This window comes from Phycisphaerae bacterium (assembly GCA_035384605.1).
In the GTDB taxonomy this organism is placed as follows: domain Bacteria; phylum Planctomycetota; class Phycisphaerae; order UBA1845; family PWPN01; genus JAUCQB01.
Map to the genome: position 1 here is coordinate 1 of DAOOIV010000002.1, position 22,778 is coordinate 22,778.

Annotated in this window: 15 protein-coding genes; 7 read left to right on the forward strand and 8 right to left on the reverse strand. The window is 61.6% G+C overall.

Annotated features, from left to right (window positions below):
- Positions 1-61 precede the first annotated feature (61 nt).
- Positions 62-976, reverse strand: a complete 915-nt coding sequence (locus PLL20_00605; GenBank protein ID HPD28465.1) for a hypothetical protein — start codon at positions 974-976, stop codon at positions 62-64.
- Between the two features lie 716 nt (positions 977-1,692).
- Here PLL20_00605 and PLL20_00610 point away from each other — a divergent pair.
- From PLL20_00610 to PLL20_00620, 3 genes are all read left to right on the forward strand, one after another.
- Complete coding sequence (locus tag PLL20_00610) at positions 1,693-1,902, forward strand: hypothetical protein (GenBank protein HPD28466.1); 210 nt, start codon at positions 1,693-1,695, stop codon at positions 1,900-1,902.
- 83 nt (positions 1,903-1,985) lie between these two features.
- Positions 1,986-3,590 (forward strand): 8-oxoguanine deaminase, encoded by a 1,605-nt coding sequence (locus tag PLL20_00615; protein ID HPD28467.1) that lies wholly within the window; start codon positions 1,986-1,988, stop codon positions 3,588-3,590.
- Positions 3,591-3,640: 50 nt separating this feature from the next.
- Positions 3,641-4,090 (forward strand): YhcH/YjgK/YiaL family protein, encoded by a 450-nt coding sequence (locus PLL20_00620; GenBank protein ID HPD28468.1) that lies wholly within the window; start codon positions 3,641-3,643, stop codon positions 4,088-4,090.
- A gap of 3 nt (positions 4,091-4,093) precedes the next feature.
- On the opposite strand, the gene PLL20_00625 is transcribed toward PLL20_00620, so the two are convergent.
- From PLL20_00625 to PLL20_00645, 5 genes are all read right to left on the reverse strand, one after another.
- Positions 4,094-4,444, reverse strand: a complete 351-nt coding sequence (locus PLL20_00625; GenBank protein ID HPD28469.1) for a 4a-hydroxytetrahydrobiopterin dehydratase — start codon at positions 4,442-4,444, stop codon at positions 4,094-4,096.
- A gap of 278 nt (positions 4,445-4,722) precedes the next feature.
- Positions 4,723-5,175, reverse strand: coding sequence for a Clp protease N-terminal domain-containing protein (locus tag PLL20_00630; GenBank protein HPD28470.1), 453 nt, complete (start codon positions 5,173-5,175; stop codon positions 4,723-4,725).
- A gap of 5 nt (positions 5,176-5,180) precedes the next feature.
- Positions 5,181-6,035, reverse strand: a complete 855-nt coding sequence (locus PLL20_00635; protein ID HPD28471.1) for a hypothetical protein — start codon at positions 6,033-6,035, stop codon at positions 5,181-5,183.
- Between the two features lie 114 nt (positions 6,036-6,149).
- Positions 6,150-6,413: a hypothetical protein gene (locus tag PLL20_00640; GenBank protein HPD28472.1), complete on the reverse strand. Its 264-nt coding sequence runs from the start codon at positions 6,411-6,413 to the stop codon at positions 6,150-6,152.
- Positions 6,414-6,446: 33 nt separating this feature from the next.
- A complete protein-coding gene (locus PLL20_00645; protein HPD28473.1) occupies positions 6,447-6,866 on the reverse strand; it encodes a hypothetical protein in 420 nt (139 codons plus the stop codon).
- A gap of 235 nt (positions 6,867-7,101) precedes the next feature.
- On the opposite strand from PLL20_00645, the gene PLL20_00650 reads away from it, so the two are divergent.
- From PLL20_00650 to PLL20_00665, 4 genes are all read left to right on the forward strand, one after another.
- Positions 7,102-8,187: a metal ABC transporter substrate-binding protein gene (locus PLL20_00650; protein ID HPD28474.1), complete on the forward strand. Its 1,086-nt coding sequence runs from the start codon at positions 7,102-7,104 to the stop codon at positions 8,185-8,187.
- Positions 8,184-9,002, forward strand: a complete 819-nt coding sequence (locus PLL20_00655; protein ID HPD28475.1) for a metal ABC transporter ATP-binding protein — start codon at positions 8,184-8,186, stop codon at positions 9,000-9,002. The genes PLL20_00650 and PLL20_00655 overlap by 4 nt, the downstream gene beginning before the upstream one ends.
- Positions 8,999-9,901, forward strand: a complete 903-nt coding sequence (locus tag PLL20_00660; GenBank protein ID HPD28476.1) for a metal ABC transporter permease — start codon at positions 8,999-9,001, stop codon at positions 9,899-9,901. The genes PLL20_00655 and PLL20_00660 overlap by 4 nt, the downstream gene beginning before the upstream one ends.
- A gap of 139 nt (positions 9,902-10,040) precedes the next feature.
- Positions 10,041-11,417 carry a DUF5009 domain-containing protein gene (locus PLL20_00665; protein ID HPD28477.1) on the forward strand — a complete coding sequence of 459 codons (1,377 nt, stop codon included), beginning with the start codon at positions 10,041-10,043 and terminating at the stop codon, positions 11,415-11,417.
- Between the two features lie 56 nt (positions 11,418-11,473).
- Here PLL20_00665 and PLL20_00670 read toward each other — a convergent pair whose 3' ends face one another.
- Both PLL20_00670 and PLL20_00675 read right to left on the reverse strand, forming a co-directional pair.
- Entirely contained in the window at positions 11,474-19,249 is a 7,776-nt protein-coding gene (locus PLL20_00670) for a hypothetical protein (protein HPD28478.1), read from the reverse strand.
- Positions 19,242-22,745, reverse strand: a complete 3,504-nt coding sequence (locus PLL20_00675; protein ID HPD28479.1) for a hypothetical protein — start codon at positions 22,743-22,745, stop codon at positions 19,242-19,244. Before PLL20_00675 ends, PLL20_00670 begins: the two co-directional genes overlap by 8 nt.
- Positions 22,746-22,778 lie beyond the last annotated feature (33 nt).

Below are 22,778 nucleotides of genomic sequence, written 5' to 3' on the forward strand. Positions count from 1 at the left end.
TTTTTACGAACAAAGCGAGAAAACCTCGCCGGAGTATGCTTGATCAGGGCCTAGTGGCCTGTCACCACGGGCACGGCCCGCGTAACCTTGTGATAAAGGCCGTCATGTTCGTCGTGTCCGGCGGTCCCGACTCTCGCCAGACGTACGGCTGGCCGAACTCGGCAAACAGCTCCCGCCCCATCGTCTTGGCCGGGTACAGGCGGCTTTCGGCATGGCCGTCGAGGAACACCACGCTCGTCCGCCCCTCGGGCGTTCCGCCCTTGGCCCCGCCCTTGAGCAGATGCCGGGTGGCGATCCGGTCCAGGCAGTTGAAGTTCCCCTCTGGGAAACTCGTGTTCATGTGGTAAAAAGGGTGTTCCTCGAACAGCACCATGAAGGCCCCGGGCGAAAAGACCACCCGCTGCCCGGCCGCAAACGAGCGCCTTTTCTGACCGCCCGGCAAGCGGTTGTCCGGCGATGCCGCGACGTACGTAAAGCTCTGCAGGTGCTCAGGCGCCTTGTAACCGATGTAAGCGTTGAGCGAATACCCGAGCCGGCCGTTGCCTCCCCCGCCGAGGGCCGTGTCCTCGGCCTTGCCGGGCCTGTCTGAAGGGCACGTGTAGATCCGCTCCTCCTTCGTGTACCGGAAGATCGTGCCCTTCCGGGGTACGTCGGCAATGAACTCCGGATCCAGATGGTGCGGTTCGGCATAAGCGGCTTTGAACGTCAGCCCCACCAGCCGGTCCCTGGCTCCGTCCCAGGTCACCCCCGACGGCCGGGGCCAGGCCGCGCCGAAAAGAGCTTGAAAAAAGAAAAGACTGTGCGTACCCGGCAATACGTGGTAGTCCGCCACATAGAATGACACGCCGTTCATGAGCTGCTTCATGTTCGAACGACAAGCCAGGCTGCGGGCTTGATCCCTCGCTCCCGACAGCGCCGGCACCAGAATCGCCGCCAGCAGCGCCACCACCGCTACGACAATTAGAACCTCCAGCAACGTGAACCCGCGCCGCCACGCCCACGCCCGGGCAAGCCTGTCTCCTCTGAAACCCGCAGCCCCGGTGCGGGACCGGCATCTGGCCGGTCGGACCTGAAACCCAACCCACACTGTCTGAGGATACGTCCTTGTCGGCAACGGTGGCGAACTCTTCGCAGCTATGCAAAACACTTGGGCCATCAGCGTCTGTCTCCCAAACGGCGCAGCGCCGGTTTCAGCATCCGGCGGTTTCCGCTCACCTCGCAAAATCATTATTCTACCTCGTCCCGGTCTGCCCCTGCCAATAGGGCGATTCTCCTGCCGCCGGAATACCACACGGCTTTAGTTTGCGCCGTGCCGACACGACCCGAATCATCGCCATCATCATGGGGAATAATAGTGACAACTCCAGTCACCGAGCCGGGCCACCGATCGGCGATGAGTTGTTCAAGCCATACCACTTGCCTCGCCTGCGGCGGCGGTGTTCATGCCACCAGTTGTCGCCAGGACCTTGTCGCGCCGGCGGAGGCGTCGTCGGCGCGCGGGGTTGAACGCCTCCTCTTCCGGCCGGTGACATTCGCCGAACGGTCATCGGCGAGCAGAACCCGCCTTGACGAGTTTGCTCGCGGAAAGAAACACTCATACAATGCGGCGCTGTGCGCGCCTGGGGGATCACCAAGCTTCTGAGGAGACAACCCTTTGAACCTCTGCGGATCGGCCTGTCGGACGGCCGGTGTGTGCTCGTTCGCCATCCGGACCAGGTCGTTGTTGCCGAGCGCCATCTTCTCGTCGGCTTGGCCCGAATCGAGTCCTCGCACCCGATGGCCACTCCCCGTTCTGCCGACGCCATCGCTCGGGATTGGATGATCATCAACCTTCTGCACATTTCGATGATCGAGCCGCAAAACGGCAATGGACGCCGCAGACGTTCCGGTCGCTCGACGTGATCGGTGGACGAAACCCACCCTACCGTCTCTATGCCCGTCGGCCGGGCTTGTGAGATCACCGTCTCGGGCTACACTGTCAGCCGATGCGAACACGAATCGACCACGCAACGATCATCACCTGCCGCGGAAATGATCCGGTCGTCCTGTCAGACCATTCCGTCGAGTTCTGCGACGGCGTTATCACGGGGGTGGGACCGACCGATCACGTGACTGAAACAAACGGCCGGCCGACGAACCAACCGCCTCCGGAACTCAAGGGACGGCCGCTCGGGACAATCCTGTTGGCGACCGGCAAAGTCACCCAGGAACAGATCCAGGAAGCCCTGCAAATCCAAGGCCAAAGCCACGGCGTCATCGGCCAGGAACTGCTTCACCTCGGCTACGTCAGTGAGGCTGACATCGAGTACGCGCTGTCCATACAGTCCGGCGGTATCTCGCAAGCCGGTACGGCCCGCGCCAACGACCTCACCGTCATCGACGGCCGTGACTGCCTGGTCATTCCCGGGCTGATCAACACCCACCACCACCTTTTCCAGTCACTGACCCGTTGCGCCCCGCACGTACAAAACGCTTGCCTGTTCGACTGGCTCGTCGGGCTGTATCCGCGCTGGCAGCATCTGACCTATGACGCCCTGCACCTGGCCGCTCTGATCACCATCGCGGAGTTGATTCTCAACGGCTGCACGACGACCTCCGATCACATGTATCTGTTCCCACCGGCCAGCGATGTCGCCGCTGAGGCGGTGTTGAGAGCCGCCGAGACCCTGGGCATTCGCATTCATTTCTGCCGGGGCAGCATGACACTCGGACGATCGGCGGGAGGGTTGCCACCCGATGAGTGCGTGGAAACCGACGAGCATGTCCTGGCCGACTCGGTACGAGTTATCGAGCTTTACCACGACCCTTCGCCGCTGGCCATGCGCCGGATCGACCTGGCCCCGTGCGCGCCGTTCAACATCACGCCGGCGTTGCTCGACCAGACCAGGGATCTAGCGGCCGAGCGCGACGTTCTGCTTCACACGCACATCGCCGAGACGCTCGATGAGGAGCGGTATTGCCTGGATCGGTTTGGCGTAAGGCCGCTGGAGTACCTGAGGCAACACCGGTGGCTGGGACCGAACGTCTACCTGGCCCACTGCGTTCATGTGGACGAAGCCGAGATACGCCTGCTCGCAGAAACCTCGACCGGCGTGGCCCATTGCCCCTGCTCGAACATGCGTTTGGGCAGCGGCATCGCGCCGGTTTGCAAGATGCTCGATGCCGGCATTAAGGTAGGCTTGGCTGTCGATGGCAGCAGCAGCAACGACGCCGGCAACCTGCTGGCCGAGGCCCGGCAGGCCCTCCTGCTTCAGCGAGTGGTCAACGGGGCGGGCGCCATGAGTCCCGCGGATGCATTTCGCCTCGCGACGGCCGGAGGTGCGGCGGTCCTGGGACGGCCCAAACTGGGCCGAATCGAGCCCGCTTGCGCTGCCGACTTGGTTTTGTACGATGCCACTGACATCGCGATGGCCGGCGGCGCGGCTCAAGATGCCTTGGGAGCTCTTCTTCTCTGTCAGCCTTCCCGCCCCAAGCGCGTCATTGTAGCAGGCCGGACCCTGGCCCAGGACGGACGCCTCGTCGGGATCGATCAAGCCGGGCTTGCGGCCGATTTCAACCAACTTGTCCGGCAACAATTCACAAACGGATAAGAACCGCTTAGAATAGCCCCGCGTCAGCTTTTGACAAGAGGCACTCGATCATGATTGTTGATTCTCTCAAGAACGCGGATTTGTATAAGACCATTCATCCCCTGTTGCCCAAGGCGATCGATTTCCTTCGGCGTCCCGATCTCGCGACGCTGCCGGCCGGCCGATATCCGATCGACGGCGACCGGCTCTTCGCCTTTGTCTGCGATAATCAGACCAAGCCTGCGAACCAGGGCAAGTGGGAAGCCCACCACAAGTACTGGGATGTTCAGTATGTGGTACGAGGCCGCGAGCGAATGGGATATGCCCGAATGAACGGTGCTTCGATCAGAGAACCTTACAACCCTGAGACGGATCTGGTCTTCTTCAACACCCGCGGCGATTTCTTCGACGTCGAAGAGGGCATGTTCGCCGTCTTTACCCTGCAAGACATTCACATGCCCGGCCTGGCGGTGGAAAAGCCGGAACCCGTGCGCAAGGTGATTGTCAAAGTCGCCCCGTAGCCCTCACCGGACGTGCCCAGCATAGACCTCGTCAGTTCTCGCCGCCATGATGAAATCGTTCCGGTGCAGGCCCTTGATCTTGTGCGTCCACCAGTGCACCGTCACCCGGCCCCATTCCGTCAGAATCGCAGGGTGATGGCCGACCTCCTCCGCCAGGGACGCCACCTGGTCGGTGAAATCAACCGCCCGAGCGAAGTTAGAGAAGGTGTAAACACGCTCCAGCCGCTGCAAGCCGTCACATTCGATGATCCGCCAGTCGGGGATTGCTTTCAACAGATCAAGGCTTTCCGCCCTGGTGACGCACGGCTCGTCTCTACGGCATGCCTCGCACTTCAGTTCAGCCAAGCGCGACATCGTCAACCTCCTTCTTCTATCCGCCGTCCGCAAAGATTCTCATACGCACATCCTCAAACACTTATAGGTCGGCTCTTGAAACTAGACCACGCACAGCAGAACTGCCCGGCGGCACAGGAGGAGCGAGGCGGCATCAAGCCCGGCCGGCAGGACAGACGTTGGTGGTGCGCAAGTGCGGTCCTTCAGCAGCTTTCCAGACCGAGTTCTGTCGTCCTGCCATCCGAACCGAATGATGCCTGCAGGGAAACTGGGGACATGGCGAGGCACAAGCCGGCAGATCAGTCCACGGCCCCCTCGGCCATGAGTCTTCGGATCTTGTCGCGGATCAGCTTGGGCGTCAGCCCCAGCGACTTAAGGGCCTCGTAGCCCACGGAGCCCTTTTCGAGCAGCAGCCCGATCAATAAGTGCTCGGTGGAGACTTCCTTGCTGCCGAAATTGCGGGCCTCTTGAATCGCCTTGGCCATCACATTGCGAAAGTGGGGCGTACCCGGCAAACGCCCGAAAACCCATGTATCCTCAAGGCTGTTCTTGATCAGCCTGTCCACGGCGGCCTTGGTTTTCTCCTCACTGGCACCCACCTCCGCCAGCACTTGACCCGAGAGCCCTTCCCTCTCTCGGGCGATCGCTAGAAGCAGATGTTCCGTGCCCACGTACTCCTGCTCATACTCCCGCGCAATCTCGTGGGCGACTTTTATGACCCGCTCCAGCCCCTTGTCCAACCGCTCGTACATATCAGTCAATCCGCCTCAGCCGGCCTTGTTAAAGCACCCCCCGCAGGCGCGCTCACGGGGATCCCCTCCACGCCGGCGGGAACAGGTTTGATATTCGACTTGAGCAGAGTATAGCCGTAGCTCATCAGCGCCACAAGAATCGACGCCACCAGCGTGATCTTGATGATCTTGAGGCGGTTGGCGATCTCACGGTCCCGCCATTCCGCAAGACGCCGGTCGATCTCATCGAGCTTGCGATCGATCCTGGCTTCGATCTCGTCCATCTTTTGACGAACGTAATCGTCTGCCACGCCCCGAATAGTCCGAGCCAGGCCGCTCACCACCCCTTGCTCGGCGATCCGCTCCTTGAGCGAGGTATGACCGCTCTCTTCTGGAAGAAAACGATAGGCCTCTTTCGATTCAGGCTCCGCATCGTCAAGCAGGTGACTGATGAGCGACCCGATCAGCCGCCGTCGCTTGCGCGTGATCTTGTCCCAAAAGGGTTCGCTCGCGCGAACGGCTTTCTCGAGTTCTTTCCGCGGCTGCTTGGGCGAGACGGGCACGCCTCGCAGTCTGGCCAGGGCCACCAGACCCCTGTCGCTCAGGCCCTGAAAATCAACCCGCTTGACGGAGGCGATTTCCTTGGCAAGCTCCTCTTTGCTGGCTGATTGGCGCACCGGCCGGCGTGCCCAGACGACGATGTCCAACAGGACCTCGTGCTCCAACTCTGCCAGGAGCGCTTGCCGCTCGCGCACCAGACGCAGCAGCTCCCCCCTTCCGGCGTTCGCGTTCAGGTGCATCCCGAGTGTCCGACCGTAGGCGACCAGTTCGTCAACCGGCAGGTCGTCAATTGCAGCCGATTTGCCTTGCTGTTCGCTCATGATTCCCGCTACCCCCGTCAACTCGGGACACAAGCCGCCTTGCGAGCCGCAAACCAAAGAGTGCGGCCATCATAAACACGCGCGTCAAACACAGGTCTCTCAGGCCGTAAGGTCTCAAAAGCCGCGATGAGCATAGACCAGCCCAACAAAGATCGCCAACAGTACCCCGATCTGCCACAGGTCACGCGCAAAGCGTCGCAACCTTGCCCTCAGAAGCAACACCACCGCATAGTGGCCGAGAACCTGTGTCCGCCTCGACTGGCTGAAATAGTCCAGCCAGCCGACCAACGTCTGCCCCAGGCAGGCCAACGTGTAGACGCCGCAGATGATCATCAGCACCCAGCGGTACATCTCGAACAGGTCCGGTTCCTTGGGCATTGTGCTTTCCTGCTACGCCGCCGCAATGCCCCGTCAGGGTTGTCCCCCGGGCACAATCCGGGCGCTTCTGCTATGATAACGGAAAATAACCCCTGCAACGCCAATAGCGGGAAGTGAGTTGCTCTTATGCCAGACCAATCCAAACAGACCGTCGTTTCCTTCCGTGTCGATCAGCATCTGGCCGAGATCCTGAACGATATCCCCGACAAGTCCACGTTTATCCGCGACGCCATTCTTCAGCGGTTTCATGCCGTCTGCCCTTTTTGCCGGGGCCGGGGCGTGCTTCCGCAGCTCCTCGCCGACTGGCTCAAGGCCCATACGCCCGACTTCGAGGCCGTCGTGTGCACCTGCTGCCATTTCGCCTACCCGGCAGAGATAGCCCAGACTCAACGGGGCAAGACCGACAATCAGGGTTTCGTCTGCCCCCACTGTGAACAGCACGACCACCTTCATTGAGGCCAACTCCGCTCGGCGGGTGCAACCCGCGAAACCCTCCCACGAAGACACGTGCGCGGGACGCAGGACTTCTTGCGGGGAAGGCCTTCATTAACCGGCCGCCTGCAAGTCCTTTATCACGAGCCAGTTGACACTGTAATACGCGCGCCTATGATATGGAAAGGGGTGAAACCCGTAGGCCCTGAGGCCAAACCGTGTTGGCATCGTTCGCAAGCACCTGAGAGGAACGAGAATGAAACCTGCATCGGGCGCGCACTGGCGAACCATCCTCCTGATTGCGGTCATACTGGCCATAGTGGTTGCCGTCGTTTTCTTGCCCAGCGGACGCGACTCCCAACAGGCAGCCAGGCTCAAGGTCGTCTGCACCTTCCTGCCCAACTACGTGTTCACCCGCAACGTCGTCGGCGACACCCCGGGTGTCGATATCCGCCTGCTCGTATCCACCGCTGTCGGATGCCCCCACAACTATGTTGTGACCCCCGCAGATCTCAAGGCCGTGTCGCAAGCCGACTTGATTGTTGCCAATGGACTCGGGCTTGAATCGTTTCTGGATACGTTGCAGAAAGCCAATCCCAAAGCCAGGCTTATCACCATTTCCGACGACTGTGAGATCCTGCAAAGCCGGACCTCGCACCATCACAAGCACCACTCGGCAGAAACGGCTGCTTCAAGACCGGCGACGGACCGTCAAGCCGCACCCAACCGGAACGAACACGAGCACGACAATCACCACCAGGGTGCGGCAACCGCCCCTGCCCCGGAGACTGACGACCATTACGATGAGGAACATGCCGCCGGTGAACCGAACCCTCACGTATGGGTCTCGCCCATTCAAGCCATACGGCAGATCCGAAACCTGGCTCACCGGCTCTCCGAGGCAGACCCCCAATACGCCGCTCGCTATCAGGCCAATGCCGAAGCCTACGTTGCCCGCATCCAGGCCCTTCACCGGCGACTGCGGGAAGCATCTGTTCGCTTCGCCAACCGCCGGATTGTGACTTTCCACGACGCTTTCGCTTACCTGGCAAAGGATCTTGACCTCGAGGTCGTTGCCACATTGACGCTCGATCCATCAAGGCCCCCTTCCGCGGCGGAGATGACGGAGGTCATCGATGCCATACGCCGGACGGGAGCGGCGGCCGTGTTCTTTGAGCCCGCCTATTCGGATGCGGTCGCCCGCACCATCAGCCGTGACGCCGGCGTACCCGCCTTCCCGCTCAACCCCTTCAACAGCCTTGACGTCGATCCAACAGAACGGTCTTATGAAGAGGTCATGGAAGCAAACCTTGAAGTGCTGGTAAAGGCCCTTGGATCATGACCTTGAACGCGGTTCCCGACAACGCGGCGCCCACCTTCGCACTACGCTTGACGAACGTCGGCGTCACGCTCGGTGCGCGACCGATCCTGGAACATATCACCTTCGAGCCTGCCGTCGGGCAGATCAATGCGATCATCGGTCCCAACGGAGCCGGCAAGACTACGCTGCTGCGGGCCATTCTCGGCTTGGTGCCCTATACCGGTCGCATCGAGTGGGGTGCAAGCAGGAATGGCAAGCCGTTGCGGGTGGGCTACGTTCCGCAACGCTTGGACTTCGATCGCGGAATCCCGATGACCGTCATGGATTTCATGTGCGCAGGCCTTCAACGCACTCCCGTCTGGCTCGGACACCACAGGCAGGCTCGCCAATTGGCCCAGACCTGGCTGGATCGCGTCGGCGGCAAGGACTGGGCCGACCAGCCGCTTGGAAGGCTTTCGGGCGGCGAATTGCAGCGAGTGCTCCTGGCCATGGCCCTGTCCGACGAACCGGAAATCCTGCTGCTCGATGAACCCGTATCAGGCGTGGACGTGACCGGCGAGGAACTGTTCTGCGACCTCCTGGCCTCCCTGCAACGTGATTCTCGTTACACCATGCTGCTGGTCAGCCACGACCTGAGCATCGTCACGCGGCATGCCCAGTATGTTCTGTGTCTCAACAAAACGGTGAAATGCAGCGGAAGAACTGTCGAGACACTCACGGCAGAGAATCTAAAAGCTCTCTACCAGCAGGAAGTCGCCCTCTACGCCCATACCGGCGAGCACGAGGGGCACTCTCACGGCCACACGCATCATCACGGGGGCAGTTGCGGCAAATGAGTACGGCGTTGGCCACTATCGACCTCTGGAGCAGCGTTATCCTGCCGGCGATTGACGAGGCGCTCCGTCGTATCCTGCCCACAAAGTGGGGCGAATATCAGTTCATGCGATATGCTCTGCTGGAATGCCTGCTCTTGGCTCCGGTTTGTGCCGCCGTGGGCGTCAAAGTGGTCAACTTCCGAATGGCTTTCTTCTCCGACGCGATTTCGCACTCCGCGTTTGCCGGCGTGGCTATCGGCCTGCTGCTGCACGAATCCTTTTCTGCGGCCGATCCGCGCATGACGCTGGTGCTATTCGGCCTGATCGTCGGCCTCGGAATCGCCTACGTACGCCGTACCACCGATCTGTCGAACGATACGGTCATCGGCGTGTTCTTCAGCGCCGTGGTGGCCCTCGGCATCGCCATCGTCACCCGAAGCGGCGCCCGGACGACGCAGTTCCAACGGTATCTCTACGGCGATATCCTGAACCTCGACAGCGCAGACCTCGGACTGAGCCTCCTGTTGGGAATCGCCGTCCTCGTGTTCATGATCGCCGGATTCAACAGGCTGATTCTCGTCGGCCTGAACGACGAGTTGGCCCATAGCCGCGGCATCCGCGTGCGGCTCTATGATTACTTGTTTACTCTCCTCTTGGCCTTGGTCGTGACGGTGTCCATCCGGACCGCGGGAATCCTCCTGGTCACTGCCCTGCTGGTCATTCCCGCCGCAACCGCCCGCAACCTCGCACGAAGCGCCGGTGGAATGTTCTGGTGGGCAATAGCCTTCGGCTTACTCAGCGGCGTGGCCGGGACGCTGGCTTCCTTCTCAGACTACCTGGCCAACGTAGGTACCGGCGCCGTCATCGTCCTGGCAAGTGTGTTCTTCTTCATTATCAGTGCTCTTCTTCGGCACAAATAGGCCCCGCCCTGCTCCGGGCGGGTCCGTCGCCTGCGCCGGCATGGCTCGGAAGGGCCGAAGACAACCCGGCCCGCTGAATCGTCCGGTCCCGCACCTTGCACTGAAGCCTTTTCCCGGTGATTATTGGGGACGGTGCCCCATGGCTGAAACAACCGCCCCGACGCTTTCCGGATTATCCGTGCCCCAACAACAGGGCCGTCTTGTCAGCTTGGACGTCTTTCGAGGAATCACCATCGCGGGAATGATCCTGGTCAATAATCCAGGCTCGGGGTCACACGTTTACGCGCCGCTGCGGCATGCGGACTGGAATGGCTGGACGCCGACCGACCTGGTGTTCCCCTTCTTCGTGTTTATCGTCGGCGTGGCGATGACCTTCTCGTTTGACCGGCGAATCGCTCAAGGGGCCGGCCGGCCGGCTTTGTTCGGGCAGGTTGTCCGTCGAACCATCATTCTTTTCGTGCTCGGCTTGATCCTTAATGGCTATCTCACCTGCTTTCCTGCCTGGGACGCGTTGGCCAAGCCCTCGGGCTGGAAAATCATGGGACCGTTTGTCGCAGTCATCGTCGGCCTGGCTCTGATGTTCGCTGACAGAGGCCCCTTCTGCTGGCCTCGCGGCACGTGGCCACAGATGCGCATGGTGGCCGGCTGGCTTCTGACGATCGGCGCGATTGCAACCTTCGCGACCTGCTTTGACGCCTTCAAGGAATCCAGGATTCGCGTTCCAGGCGTCTTGCAGCGCATCGCCTTGTGCTACTTCTTCAGCTCGATCATCGTGATGTACTCAGGCGTCCGAGGTCGGGCCATCTGGACCGCAGTTCTCGTTGTCGGATACTGGGCCCTGCTGAGATATGCCTTGCCGCCGGGCGATTTTCGCGCAGAGCTTCTTCCGCCCGATCGTCCGGAAGGTCTGCTCCACGAATGGGTCGACCTTCGCATGTTCCGCCTGGGCAATCACCTCTATGGCGAGCGCCCCGACCCCGAGGGGGTATTAAGCACCATCCCAGCCATAGCCACGTGCCTTCTGGGTGTCCTGGCCGGCAACTGGCTGCACAGCAGCCGTGACAAGCGCGACACGGCCGCCGGCCTGTTTCTGGCGGCCAGTGCCGCCATCGCGGTCGGCTACTTTATGAACTACAGCGTGCCGATCAATAAGAAGATATGGACCAGTTCATACGTACTCTTCACCGGCGGGCTGGCCCTTCAGTCTCTGGCTGTCTCCTTCTGGCTGGTCGACGTGAAGAGATACCGCCGGTGGGCATGGCCGTTCCTGGTATTCGGCACGAATGCGATCGCCGTCTATTTCGTTTCCGGCATCTTCGGACGGCTCATGATGACATACAAATGGCACTTGGCCGACGGCAGCGAGATCAGCCTGAGAACCTGGCTCTACCAAACCATCTTCGCCTCCTGGGCCGGCCCCTTCAATGCCTCCCTGCTCTGGGCGATCACCTACGTTCTGCTCTGGCTACTGCTCACCGCGCCGCTCTATAGAAGGCGGATCTTCATCAAGGTCTGACCCCCCCACAAAAACGCGGACGACAAGCCGGCTACCATCGTTCCGCTCTCAATGAATCATGTGGCCTGCAGCGGGCCCGCTGCAACTTTGCCCCGCGCTCGGATCAACACAATAAGACCCACCGCCACGGCGAGCAGTCCAACCACGGGTAGGAACCCCACGATCACGGCGATTAGCCCCAAAACGATCGTGACCACGGCCCCGCGCCGACTGGTGCAGCAGGTGAACGCCTTCTGCGCCAACGCGCGATAGCATGCCAGGGCCGCGCCGGCGAGTACCAGCACCACGACAAGATACCTAAGATTGCTCAGGAAGCCGCGTGAGACCGCCCGGGCAGTGATCTCCGCTTTGCCTTGGGGAGTGGTAAAGAAGTAGACTTGGCCGCGGACCGGGATATCCACATCGAGGCTGGCCAGTCCTTTCGCCGAGAACCCGCCAGGTACTCTTGCGGTCAGGACACCGGCACCTGCACCGCCCGTCATTACATCGCCCCCTCCGGCGTACGCGCCATATCCGGCGCCCATCCCCTCCATCCCTCCGCCCATGCCTCCCATGCCCATGCCGCCCATGGTGCCGCGGTATCGGCTACGATCCTTTGCATCATCACCGTCGGCATCATCCATCGCGTCAAGCGTTATCGTGCTCCTGTGGCCCAGCTCCACACCATGGCCATACGACATACTCGAGCGGCGTTGCGACACCGATGCCCGCTCACGCACAACGTCCTGGTAACGCGTCAGAGTGTCGCCTTTCCCATCGAGAACGTCTTCCTTCTTTCTTTCCCTCGCGGATACCTGGACCCTATCGAGGCTCTGGCGAAGATCCTCCATCTGCGCCTCCTGAATCACCTGCGGAACCGCAGGTTGCCTGGCCTTAGCCCCTTCCTGCCTCACGCTGAAATAGAGATTCGCGACACCCTGAATGCCGGCGAGGTCTTGCACCTCAGCAGGAGCGGTTGCTGGAGCATCCCAGATGATGGATTGCGGCGCGGGGCTCACCAGGCCGTTGGCGACGAACCAATCATGGCTGAACCCGTCGTCCCCGCCCGGTTGAAGTGTTGCCGCTGAGGCGTCTCCTGTTTCGAAATTGGTGCCCAGCTCCATGACCACATTGCTTGATCGGGTGTTCGCCTGGCCGGCGAAGTAATCGTTCAGATCCCCGCGGTTGTCCGTCACAGCCCCTTGTTCCAGTACCTTGGCAAGTTCTTTGACCTGCTCACCAGCCTGCGAGATGACCATGGCGTTCGAGAGGAGCTCTTTTCGTAGCCTGCCCTCTTGGACAATCGCGCTGTTGAAACTCTGGAACTCCTGCATCTGCCCTCCGAGAACTCTCACGTTCTCGGCCGCCCGGACCTTGGCGTAATCGTCGGCCGAGCTCAGCGCCTCTGCCAGTTGGCGGGCCTTCCTGGTCTGATACGTCACGTAGTCGGCCGCGAGCTCGACCTCGTCGCCCGCCTGCCGCATCGTCCCGCCGAAGCGAAACCACCGATGAGTTTCCGGAAGATATAAGCGAACTTGGCTCAGGGCTACCTCGATGTTCACCGTCTCAATCACCGGAAACGTCACCGAGCCGGTTATCCCGATGGGGCCAAGCCGGCCGCCGTACTTGAGAACAACCTCATAGTCGAGGTCGCCGGTGGCTGTCTTGATCAGGGGAATGCGTACATGACGGGCCTTGGTCCGGTCGGGCACCTGCGTGGGTTTCACCGGCTCGCCCGCGACTCGCGCGGTCCAGAGCACCGCCCCATCCGGCATGAGAATCTCCAGATACTGCTCCGTGGCGTTGTTCACCCTGAGGATCTGGCCCGCCCGATATGTGCCCTGTGCGTCGACGACCATTAACGTCTCGGCCAGGCCGATCGATGCCCCGGCCGTTTCGACGACGGCCCGCTCCTGCGTGCGGAATTTCAGCGCGGGCTGCTGGGCTTCGGGCTGTACCAGATAAGCCTGCGTCACCTTCCCGCCAAGAACCGAACTGAGCCATCTCCACTCCTGTTGCTCGCGCGTCAGGGCGTCGAGCCCCGGCGAGGACTCGATGACGACCTCGCTTCGCCCGGCACTTTCAAGCACGACATATCGGCGAACCGTGCGTCCCGTCTCGACCACCGGAATCGGCACGCTCTGAACCGCTGCCGTCAGAAGCCGATCGTTCTCGATCAGCACCCGCACCTGCCCCATGAGCCTGTCCTGCAACTCCAGACGCACGCGTATCGGCGCACCCGTTCCGTCGGAGGTCGGCTGAATGGTCTTCAGACGCAGTTGGGGCACGCTGATACGGGCATCCTTCATCTGTGCCGGCAGGAGAAAACTGAGTTCCCTGATCCCGGCATCGCGAACGTTGAAGTCCAGAAGGACCGTCTCCTCGATCGCCCGGCTGGTCACCCGAACGCTGCTGACTGTGTGGCATGAAACGTCCGGCTGCCTTTGTGTCACGCGCACCGAGCCTTTGTACTTGTCCCCACGGTAGTGAACCGCAAGCTGAGCCGGCGCACGTTGAGCATCCGTCAGCCAGCCGAAAACGCGCGTGAGCAGGACCGACTCGCAATCAACCAGATCCTCCGCCTCGATGCGGTACGCCGGATCGCCCTGAACGACAATGTCGCCCTCCTGCTCGGCAACGTCCTGAACCGCCAGTCTAGGCAAGGGTACCTGCTCAACCGGACCCGGCTTGCCGAGCGTACCGGTGAGCGTGATCGGAACGTCCCCACGCTGCCCGCCGGCCAGGTAGATGTTCAACAAGGGTCCGCCGGCTTGCTGCGCGATCGCCCATTCGAAGACCCCCGGGGCCGTGACCCGATCGACCTTCAGATCCGCCGGCAAGGCGATGCGAACCTGGTAAAGCGGTCGGTCTTCCACCTTGAGAATTACTCGTGACTCGAGCATCCGCTCTCGTTCCGCAACCCGAAGGATGGTTTGAAACCGAGCCGTGACACGAGCACTTACAGGCGTGGCCTCCAGGCGAATCACAAACGGTGTTGCCGCGAATCGATAGGCCTGGTACGGCCGGATCCCCAGCGGGCTTGTATTGTCGGCCGGTCGCGAGGCTGAGGTGTCCGTCAGATCGGTGCGAGCCACGCCGGATACCTCGATGGTCCTCAGATTCAACAGCGGGCTCCGGCGAATGGCCACCGAACCCTGGTGAAGAATCGCATCCGGCACGCTCACCATGGGCAATTCAAAGGTCGAAAACGACTCGTCTCCCACTTTCCCCCGATGCCAGAGGTGAACAGCGATTTCATCGCGATCCTTGGCCGGCTTCAGCAGGGTCACTTCGATCTCCCGGCGGCCGTCGACATCGCGAGTTTCCCAGCCGCGCACGTTGCTGCCGGTCACCTGAAGCACGATATAGTCGGTCGGCAACCCGAAACGGAAAAACTCCCGCTCGCCGCGGCGAAATGACAACCGCAACGTCCAATCCAGCATCAAACCGTCCTCTTGGACGTCGAATCGCGCCGAGGATTCAACTGTCAGGCTCCGATCGATGGCCGCTTCCCCGACCTTGGGCCGCCAGCTCACGTCAAACTTACCATCAGCATTGAGTGCGGTATTAAGGACCTCGCCGGGACCGCTGGTGACGAGCGTCCGCCGGTCCGCAACCTGGCCAATGCGGAGTTCGGTTTGTGCCTGTGGGATGACGAGGCTGAGCGCCGTCGCAGGAGCCGCAGGCAGTTGCCCTTGGGCTACCCGCCAGCCGCCGGGACGATCAAGGCGCATCCGTACACTCAATTCGAGACGGTGACGCCCTTTCCCGGTGACATGCAGTAAAAAGACGCTCCCCCTCGGCGGGCGCTTGCCTTTCGCGGGGACTTGAACCGCTTGCGAGGGCTGATCTGCGCTCACCGTGGCGATGCTCAGCCGGGCCGTCCTGCCGTCCAGCGTTGCGCCGGCAAGCACCCCCCCTTCGAGCCCCAGCGGAATCGAAACCATCTCGTCGGTGTATACCTCGATCTCCATGACCCCTTCGACAAGCAAGTACTCATCGCCCTGCAGCGTCGCCATGTAGGTCGCCCCCGCAAGACCGTAAGATTTCGGCGGCTTGATCGCCTCGATCTGCCGATCCGGGTGAGCCTGGTTCCACAACTCGACGAACTGGTCGTACGGCACAAGCAACTGGGCGGCATCCCGGATACCCGTACCCGTCTTGGGGTCATAGGGCACGATAACCGCATCGGCCGGCACGCCGGCCGGCGCCGGCGGTTGCAGCCGCTCGACCAGCGAGCGAATCATGTGGTCATTGCTCATTTCAGCATGGGCCGCCGGACACAAGACCAGCATGACCAAGAGCGTGGCTGCGGCCGTGGCAACCAAGTTCGAGACTGCGGAGTTGGGACGAAACCGGACGGCCAGTCGGCGAACCACCGAGATGGCGACATAGAGCGGAATCAGTGCGAACCCGGCGTAACAGGCCGGGTTCAGGACCTGGGCCAGAGCCGCCGATCCGGCAATCAGCGGAAGAATCGTGGCAACCCCGATGATCGCAACCACCATGGTTGCGCGAGACTTCACCGACCAATTCACTCTTGCCAGACCGACCAGAATCACAAGGCCCGCCAGTGCCCACGCCAGGGAGCTTGATCGCCGCGTATGGGCGACACCCACCACAAGCTTCGGCTCCTCGCCAAGACTGTGGAACACAATCTCTTTGCCGCCTCGCTGCAGCTCAATTCTCAAACTGCGAACGCCCGACAGCGCCCAGCCAATGCCGGCCTGCTGTGGCTTGAGCGGCGGCTTTGTGGTCGATGCCGCTTGCGGCGCCAACGCCACCGATGGCCGTGGCTGACCAGGGCTGCCTGCGGTCTGGACAGCCGGTGGCGGGGGTGGCGGCGCAGGCTGTCGCGGTTCAATGGCAGCTTCGCGTGGTTGCATAGAAACACCCCAAACAGGGCGTTTGTCCTCCTCCTGCGAAACGGCATTAAGTTCGCCATATTTCAGCCTCATGCCGACTTTCGCCATTGCACGAGCACGGGCCAGTCCAGACGATCCGTAGAACCAGTTCACACCACCGCCGGTCTTGAACAACCACTGGGCGACGTTGCTTAAAGCGAGACTCGATGGCGTTACCTGCTCGGTGACGACGGTTCCGGCTGTTGAGAGAACCTCATAGCCGCTGGGCGTGTACAATCGCCACAGGAGGTCGGCAGCGGGAACGTCAATCGCAGTCGCCTCTTCTTCACCTCGCAGACGAAGCCTGGGAGCTGACACCTCGAGATTGCCGAATAATGCTACGCCCTCGATCTGTGTTTCATAAACGACGCGCAAATCGCGCAATGTGCCGCCCGCCTTGGCCGGCAGACTGATCATCAACGACTCGCCCTCTCGTTGCGGCGCGGCTGGCAGACCGTCGACTTCAACCGACCACAGCTTTGAACCGGAAGGCAGTTCAAGCTGCACGAACGGCGCCTTGGTACGCAGCGCATAGCGGGCCGCCGTCTGGGCCAGGCCACCCGCGTCAAGCAGCGTCGCCAGCTCGGCTCGCTGGACAATGACCGCCGGCAGCATATAAGCGACATCCCGCGACACGTTCACGGTGATCGCGGGTTGATCTCCAACAAAACGATAAACGCCGAGCAACCGCTTCCCGGGCTGATACTCAGCGTCAACGAGTTCACCCACGTCGGCCTTGCCAAGGTCCGTCTTGACCTCGACGTTCAATTCCGCGCTTCCTTCCACGGATACGAGGCCCGACTGATATGACACTCCTTCGGCCTTCACCACCGGCAGAGACAGCGTGCTTGTGCCCTCTTCGGTCAAAGGCTGCCGGCAATCCACGGCCAGACGAACGCTCCCTCGGCCGGGCTCGGCCAACAAAATCTGCCAGCGCCTGTAATCGCCGTCCAACTGGCTTGAGTATTCCTTCAGGCGGGCAGGACCGAGTCCACGAATGACCAACGATTCAGGCATGCTCTTCGGCAGCAGCAGGGCCAGCTCGCGGGTGGCGGCCTCCTGGATTTCATAGAAGACTTCATAGTGAGCGATCAGAAAGTCAGGTGTGACAACAAATGATGATATGCTTCGCGCCGTCAGTCTGGGCTTCACCCGCTCGACGGCCAGTGTCATCCGGTAATCAGCTCCCTCAAAACGGAAAGCCAACTGGGTCGGTACGCCCCCCAGGCCGTATTTCTCCTTTTCATGCTCGTCGAGCGGTTCAATCCGTTCGGTCTCGCTCGGCCTCACGGCAATGTCATCCTTAACCGCCACGGCCAGCGCGCCACTTTCACGAGAGGCTCCCAGAACACCGAAGATCGGAAACGCCGTTTCTCTTGTCGTCCAGAGGGCCAGCCACCCGGCCGGCTGGTGTGAGGCCTGAAAATAGATTCGATACTCCTGCAGCGGTGCCACCCCCTGCGGGAGCCTGACGTGAACTCGTGTACCGCCTTTCGGGCGGTCAAAACGCTCGATCGGCAGTGTCTTGTTCTCGGCATCCGTGACGGTGGTGACATCCCACCCTTCCGGGACCGCGAAATCCAAGCTGAAGCGCTTCTCCTCTTTGGGCAGAATGGCAAAGCCGCCGCGCATCTCGTGCCCCTTGTCCGTCAGGGTCAGCAGAAGATTCGTGGTGACGAACATCTCGGCCTCGGGTTTGTGAAACTCGGCCAAGATGCTGAAATCGCGCTGCGGAGCATACCCCGCAATAATGGGTCGCACGCGAGGCGATCCCGGCTCCGCCTGAAACACCGAGGCCGGCAAAGCCCGTGTCAACACAAGCGTATCCACGGGAATCAGGCCGTCCGTCTTCAGGGACCGGGGTTGCAGACGATCCTCAAGCACCAGGCCGACAACAGATACCTGTCCCTCAACGTCGAGCGGAATCAACCTGGGCATGGACCATGCGTCAAGCTTGGGGGCGGCCCGAATCGCCGAAAGGCTCAAGACCACAAGCCCGGCCGTCTGCTCGCGCAAATGAATACGAAGAATGCGATCACCGCCGCTCGAATCAACGCTCCACCGCGCCATCTGCGGCGACTGGACATAAGTCACCTCGAAACCCGCCGGCAACCGGAATTCGAACGCATCAACGGCCTTGTGGAGAGCCGTCATGGAGAAGGTCGCGTGCAACCGCTCATAGACTTGCGTCACTTCAGCCACTATGACACTGCGAGCGACAACCACGCGTTCTTGCCGAAGCAGCTTGCTGTTCAGTGTCACGACCAGCGACACGTCCCCCTGCCGGGGAACGAGTTCGAAACGGGTGGCGCTGCCGTCCTGCTCAACCTCGCGGCTGATGGTTTCCGCACCCGCCTTGACCTCCACGTCACCCGGAACGGTCAGTCGCACTCTCGTGGCCGCCGGCGTCGGCAAACGGTAGTTGAGCACCTGCGTCGCCGCCGTCGTCTCCAGCGGCGCAACAAGCTCAAGCCGCAGGCTATGGAGGCCTTTGCCGCTCACGAACAAGTCGAGATGACCGTCATCCGAGCGACCGATCGCGGCGTTGCCGCCATCAAGTTCCGCCTTGCGCAGCCCCACCCCCGCCAGATCCAGGGCCAAGGCATGAATGCCCGGCACGAGCACCTCGATCGAAAGCTCGCCTGTGATCGCCGCACGCCCGGCTTGGACTTCCACGCGATAATCGGCCGCAAGAATGGCCGCGTCGTGCCCGGGCCGAGCCTCCGCCTCGGCGACGGCCGCCTTCTTCAACTGCGCATATTCCTCTCGCGACAGGAGCACGCGCCGGGGCTGACCTTCAAGAATAACATTGAGATCTTCATATGGAACGTACAGCTCGCGAGCGGTCATTGCATCGCCGGTCCGCGTCAAGCCGATCCCGCTTGCCGCGGAGCCGCTCAAGTGCGGTATAGCGACCGCGGCCAGGAGTGGAAGGAGTGTCTTACGCATGGCTTGAGTCTCCTTCCCTCACCTCTTTGTTCGCAGCATTTGTCTCGCTCGGCGAGCCCGCGTTTGGCCCCGGAGCAGCCGGTGAGACTCCTGCTCCTGCTCCTGCCGCCGCCGCTTGCATCCCCAGCCGGGCCAACTTCATCTGCTCGCGGGCCTGGCGACGGGCAATCAGGACCGGATCATATGGTCGAACACGAATGAAGTAATGCAGGCACCAGATGGTCAGCACGATCACGACCGCCGCCACAAGTTTTCCGTCAACGATTTGTCGACTCAGCGTCGGGAAGAAGATCCCTATTGCGATCAGCAAGACCACAAAGACGCCGCAGGCCGTCCACCGAACCGACGCCCTTGTCCATAGCAGCACCACGCCGGGCACCAGGACGATCGCCAACACCAGGAATGCGAGCCAGTCTTCGTCCATCGTGATGAGATGCAGCGCTCCCGCCGGCGGCGCCGCCGGACAAAGGGATGAGAACAGGTACATGCGTCCGTCGGTCTGGAACGTATCCACCGGGCCCGCCGCAGTGGAAACCCCTTCGTCAACCCAGGAAACCAACTGCGTATTCGTGCAACTCGCCGACGGTTGCCGATCAAACACCGGCCGCCATGTCCAGTCCATTTCATCCGTCCACGGACCGGTTGAACCCAGGTACGTCCATTCCGGAGGGAGAAATACGCACAGATATACCTTCTGCACTGCCGGTTCCGACGGGAAGGCCGGCGGAGACAGCCGCCGACCGGCCCCCGCAATCCGGTATCGCAGTTCAAGCAGGAACGGCTGCTCCGGATTGAGGCCGACGAGCGGCACAAAAAACTCATCCTTGTCGCCCCGCTCCAACGGAACCCGACGACCGTTGATCCGAAGCGGCTCGCTGTCGAACTCCACCCCGCCGGGCAGGACCACCGCGAGCCGCTGGTGCGCGCTGCGGATTCTATAGAGCGCCTGCACCGTCGTCTGACCGCCTCTGGTCACGACCATCTGTATCAATGCACGCTCGATACTCGTGCGTTTGACTTCTTCCAACTTGTAGCGCGTCACTTGGATGCGAAGCCGCCAGTCATCATGAAACTCGAAAGCCCTTGCCGCGTTCGGAACGCTCGCCCCAGGCATCAGGTCGTGCTGCGGGTCGATGGGTCGGACGCCCGTGGGCTCGCCGGTTTCCTGGACGTCAATGCTCTCGGCCTTGATCAGGACGATCTGACCCCAATGCCGGTCAACCTCTGCCGGTCTGAGCTGAGGGACCGCCACTTCCACGCTCTTGCCGAGGTCAAGCTTGTCGATCTTCCTCTCCCACGTCAGACGAATCGCGACCGCGCCAAGGAATTCGGTCTCCCCCGTGAAACTCCAGGCGACGTGGTGCTCGCGAAGGTCCTTCGGCGGCGGTTCGATCACCTTGTCGCGTATCCCCGGCGAGTTGTTCCGTACGTCCGGGGCCAGATCGGCCGGAAGATCGATCCGCAGCGATTTGACCCCGCTGTATAAGATGTCGTAGAAGAAAGCGGCTTCGTACTTGACCACTCCCGAATCCACCGACGCCGTCAGCAGTTGGCGAGCAGTCACCTGAGGCTTACGCCGCTCGGCCAGCAGCGTCAGCGCGGCGGGCTCCTGCCCGAAGATGAACGCCAGAACGGGCCTCGCCCCGGCAAACCGCTTCTCGCTGGGCGTTCCCATGCCCTGCACGGCCTCACCAAAAGACGCGGGCCGCAGGCCTTCCGTGGCTCCCGGATTGACCCGAAGTCCCTCCGGCGCGTGAATGATCATTCGCCCGATGCTTCGCTCAATGGCTTTGCCGGCCACGCGAGGCAGCGGTATCGCCAGGGCCGCGGGCTTGCCCGTCGGTGCAAGCAGATCGGGCTCCGTCAGCACCCTCTCCAACCGAACACCCAGACCCGCACGCCCCATCGCCTTACGCGAGAGGTTCATCACCAGCCTGGTCTTGTCGTCTCCCTGCCGATCATGCGTGTCGACCTGCACCGGAGCAATCCCGGGAGCCTCACGGCCGGCAACGTGCCTGATCTCAAAATCGGCCGGAACCGTCATCTCAAGCTGGAAAACACCCGCCTGCTCGATGGCGTACACGGCGAATACCTCGATGCTCAGCTTGTCCGGCTCCAGCAGAACCTCGACAAGCGAGTCAGTCGTGATCCGAGGCTGAATCTTCTCGATCTGAATACGCAGGTCGAAAGGCACCGCCCCATACCGGTACGCAAAACTCCACGGCGTCTTCGCAAGCGCAGACGGCAGTTCCCCGGCATCGATTTGGAGCACGCCCGTATGTCGTGTCGTCTCCGCTCGAAGTCCGGAAGCGACTTGGACCACTACAATGCCCTGTTGACGCCCCACGCCGACGGCCTCAACCACTGCTATGCCCACCTCGCTGCGATCGGCCTCGCCCCGGAAATGTTCGAGCTCAACCATGACACGCTGGGAAGCTCGCGCCGCCTCAAAAAGCTGAACGGTGATGTGCTGTTTGCCATCGGCATCCTTGACCGTCCATTGACGCACGTTCGCATCCAGAACGTTGACAATCTTCTGCTCGGCCGGAACCGCAATTACCAGTTGGCTGAGTTCGGCACGACTGATCTCATAGGTCAGCGCCGCCCGGGACCGGGTGACGCCCTCCTCGATAAGTACCTGCTGCTCTCCTTTTACACTGACCAGGGCCTCCAGGCCCGTTGCCCCCTCGGCCTTCGGCGTCCAATCCAGCCGAACGGACGACGCCGCCCCCACAAACGCGAGGACGACCGTCTCACTCGGCTGCGTCGCCGTACCGGAACCCCCGCCGGGTACTTCCGTCGCAGCGATCAGCGGCTCGATATTCACCTTGATGCCCGGCTCCGGGATGCGGATCGTCCATCTGCTGACCGGCGCCTGCGGGCACATGAAACGAACGCTGTTCTGGCCGGGCGCCTTGCTGTAGGCTTGAACGTATTCGAGCTTGACGTCGACCGTCTCTGAACCATCCTCCGCCTTGTCGAGCAACAGCTTGTACCCTGCCTCCGGCTGGAAGATGATCCGCGCCGGCTTGCCGCCGATCGTGGCTCCTGTTATCGCCGATGTGGCAAGATGCAGCGGCACCTCCCTCCACCCTTTCTTCAGCAACTCAATCTTGAGGCTGGCCGTCACTCTTACAACATCCTTTGTCACCACCGCGTCATGCGAAGCCTCTGTGATCAACGCATCCACGGGCGGTCCCACCTCTGGGGGTGGTTTTGTGCCTGCGCGGGCGGCCCGCCAAAGCTTCTCGAACTCCTCGTAGGGAAGAAACACACCTCGCCCTTGCTTCTCGAAAACCTCCCGCAGTTTCTCATACGGGATATAGATGCTCTGCTCGGTGAAGACCTGCGTGTCTGCAGGACGGCTGGCAACTCCGACAGCCGCCGACCCACCTGCCGCATAGGCAGTCGGCAGGATAAGAGCGGCAACAAACACGGCGAGGCTCCAAAAAAGGATACGGATCGATCGCGGCTGGGAACTGGTTTGCATTTTCATTCCCTCGAATCTTGACCGGCCTGACAATCTACA

Bases quoted from the DNA above. Each gene is read 5' to 3' on its own strand.
- PLL20_00615 (HPD28467.1), top strand. From the start codon at position 1,986: ATGCGAACACGAATCGACCACGCAACGATCATCACCTGCCGCGGAAAT.
- PLL20_00620 (HPD28468.1), top strand. From the start codon at position 3,641: ATGATTGTTGATTCTCTCAAGAACGCGGATTTGTATAAGACCATTCAT.
- PLL20_00625 (HPD28469.1), bottom strand. From the start codon at position 4,444: ATGTCGCGCTTGGCTGAACTGAAGTGCGAGGCATGCCGTAGAGACGAG.
- PLL20_00630 (HPD28470.1), bottom strand. From the start codon at position 5,175: ATGTACGAGCGGTTGGACAAGGGGCTGGAGCGGGTCATAAAAGTCGCC.
- PLL20_00635 (HPD28471.1), bottom strand. From the start codon at position 6,035: ATGAGCGAACAGCAAGGCAAATCGGCTGCAATTGACGACCTGCCGGTT.
- PLL20_00640 (HPD28472.1), bottom strand. From the start codon at position 6,413: ATGCCCAAGGAACCGGACCTGTTCGAGATGTACCGCTGGGTGCTGATG.
- PLL20_00645 (HPD28473.1), bottom strand. From the start codon at position 6,866: ATGAAGGTGGTCGTGCTGTTCACAGTGGGGGCAGACGAAACCCTGATT.
- PLL20_00650 (HPD28474.1), top strand. From the start codon at position 7,102: ATGAAACCTGCATCGGGCGCGCACTGGCGAACCATCCTCCTGATTGCG.
- PLL20_00655 (HPD28475.1), top strand. From the start codon at position 8,184: ATGACCTTGAACGCGGTTCCCGACAACGCGGCGCCCACCTTCGCACTA.
- PLL20_00660 (HPD28476.1), top strand. From the start codon at position 8,999: ATGAGTACGGCGTTGGCCACTATCGACCTCTGGAGCAGCGTTATCCTG.
- PLL20_00665 (HPD28477.1), top strand. From the start codon at position 10,041: ATGGCTGAAACAACCGCCCCGACGCTTTCCGGATTATCCGTGCCCCAA.
- PLL20_00670 (HPD28478.1), bottom strand. From the start codon at position 19,249: ATGCGTAAGACACTCCTTCCACTCCTGGCCGCGGTCGCTATACCGCAC.
- PLL20_00675 (HPD28479.1), bottom strand. From the start codon at position 22,745: ATGAAAATGCAAACCAGTTCCCAGCCGCGATCGATCCGTATCCTTTTT.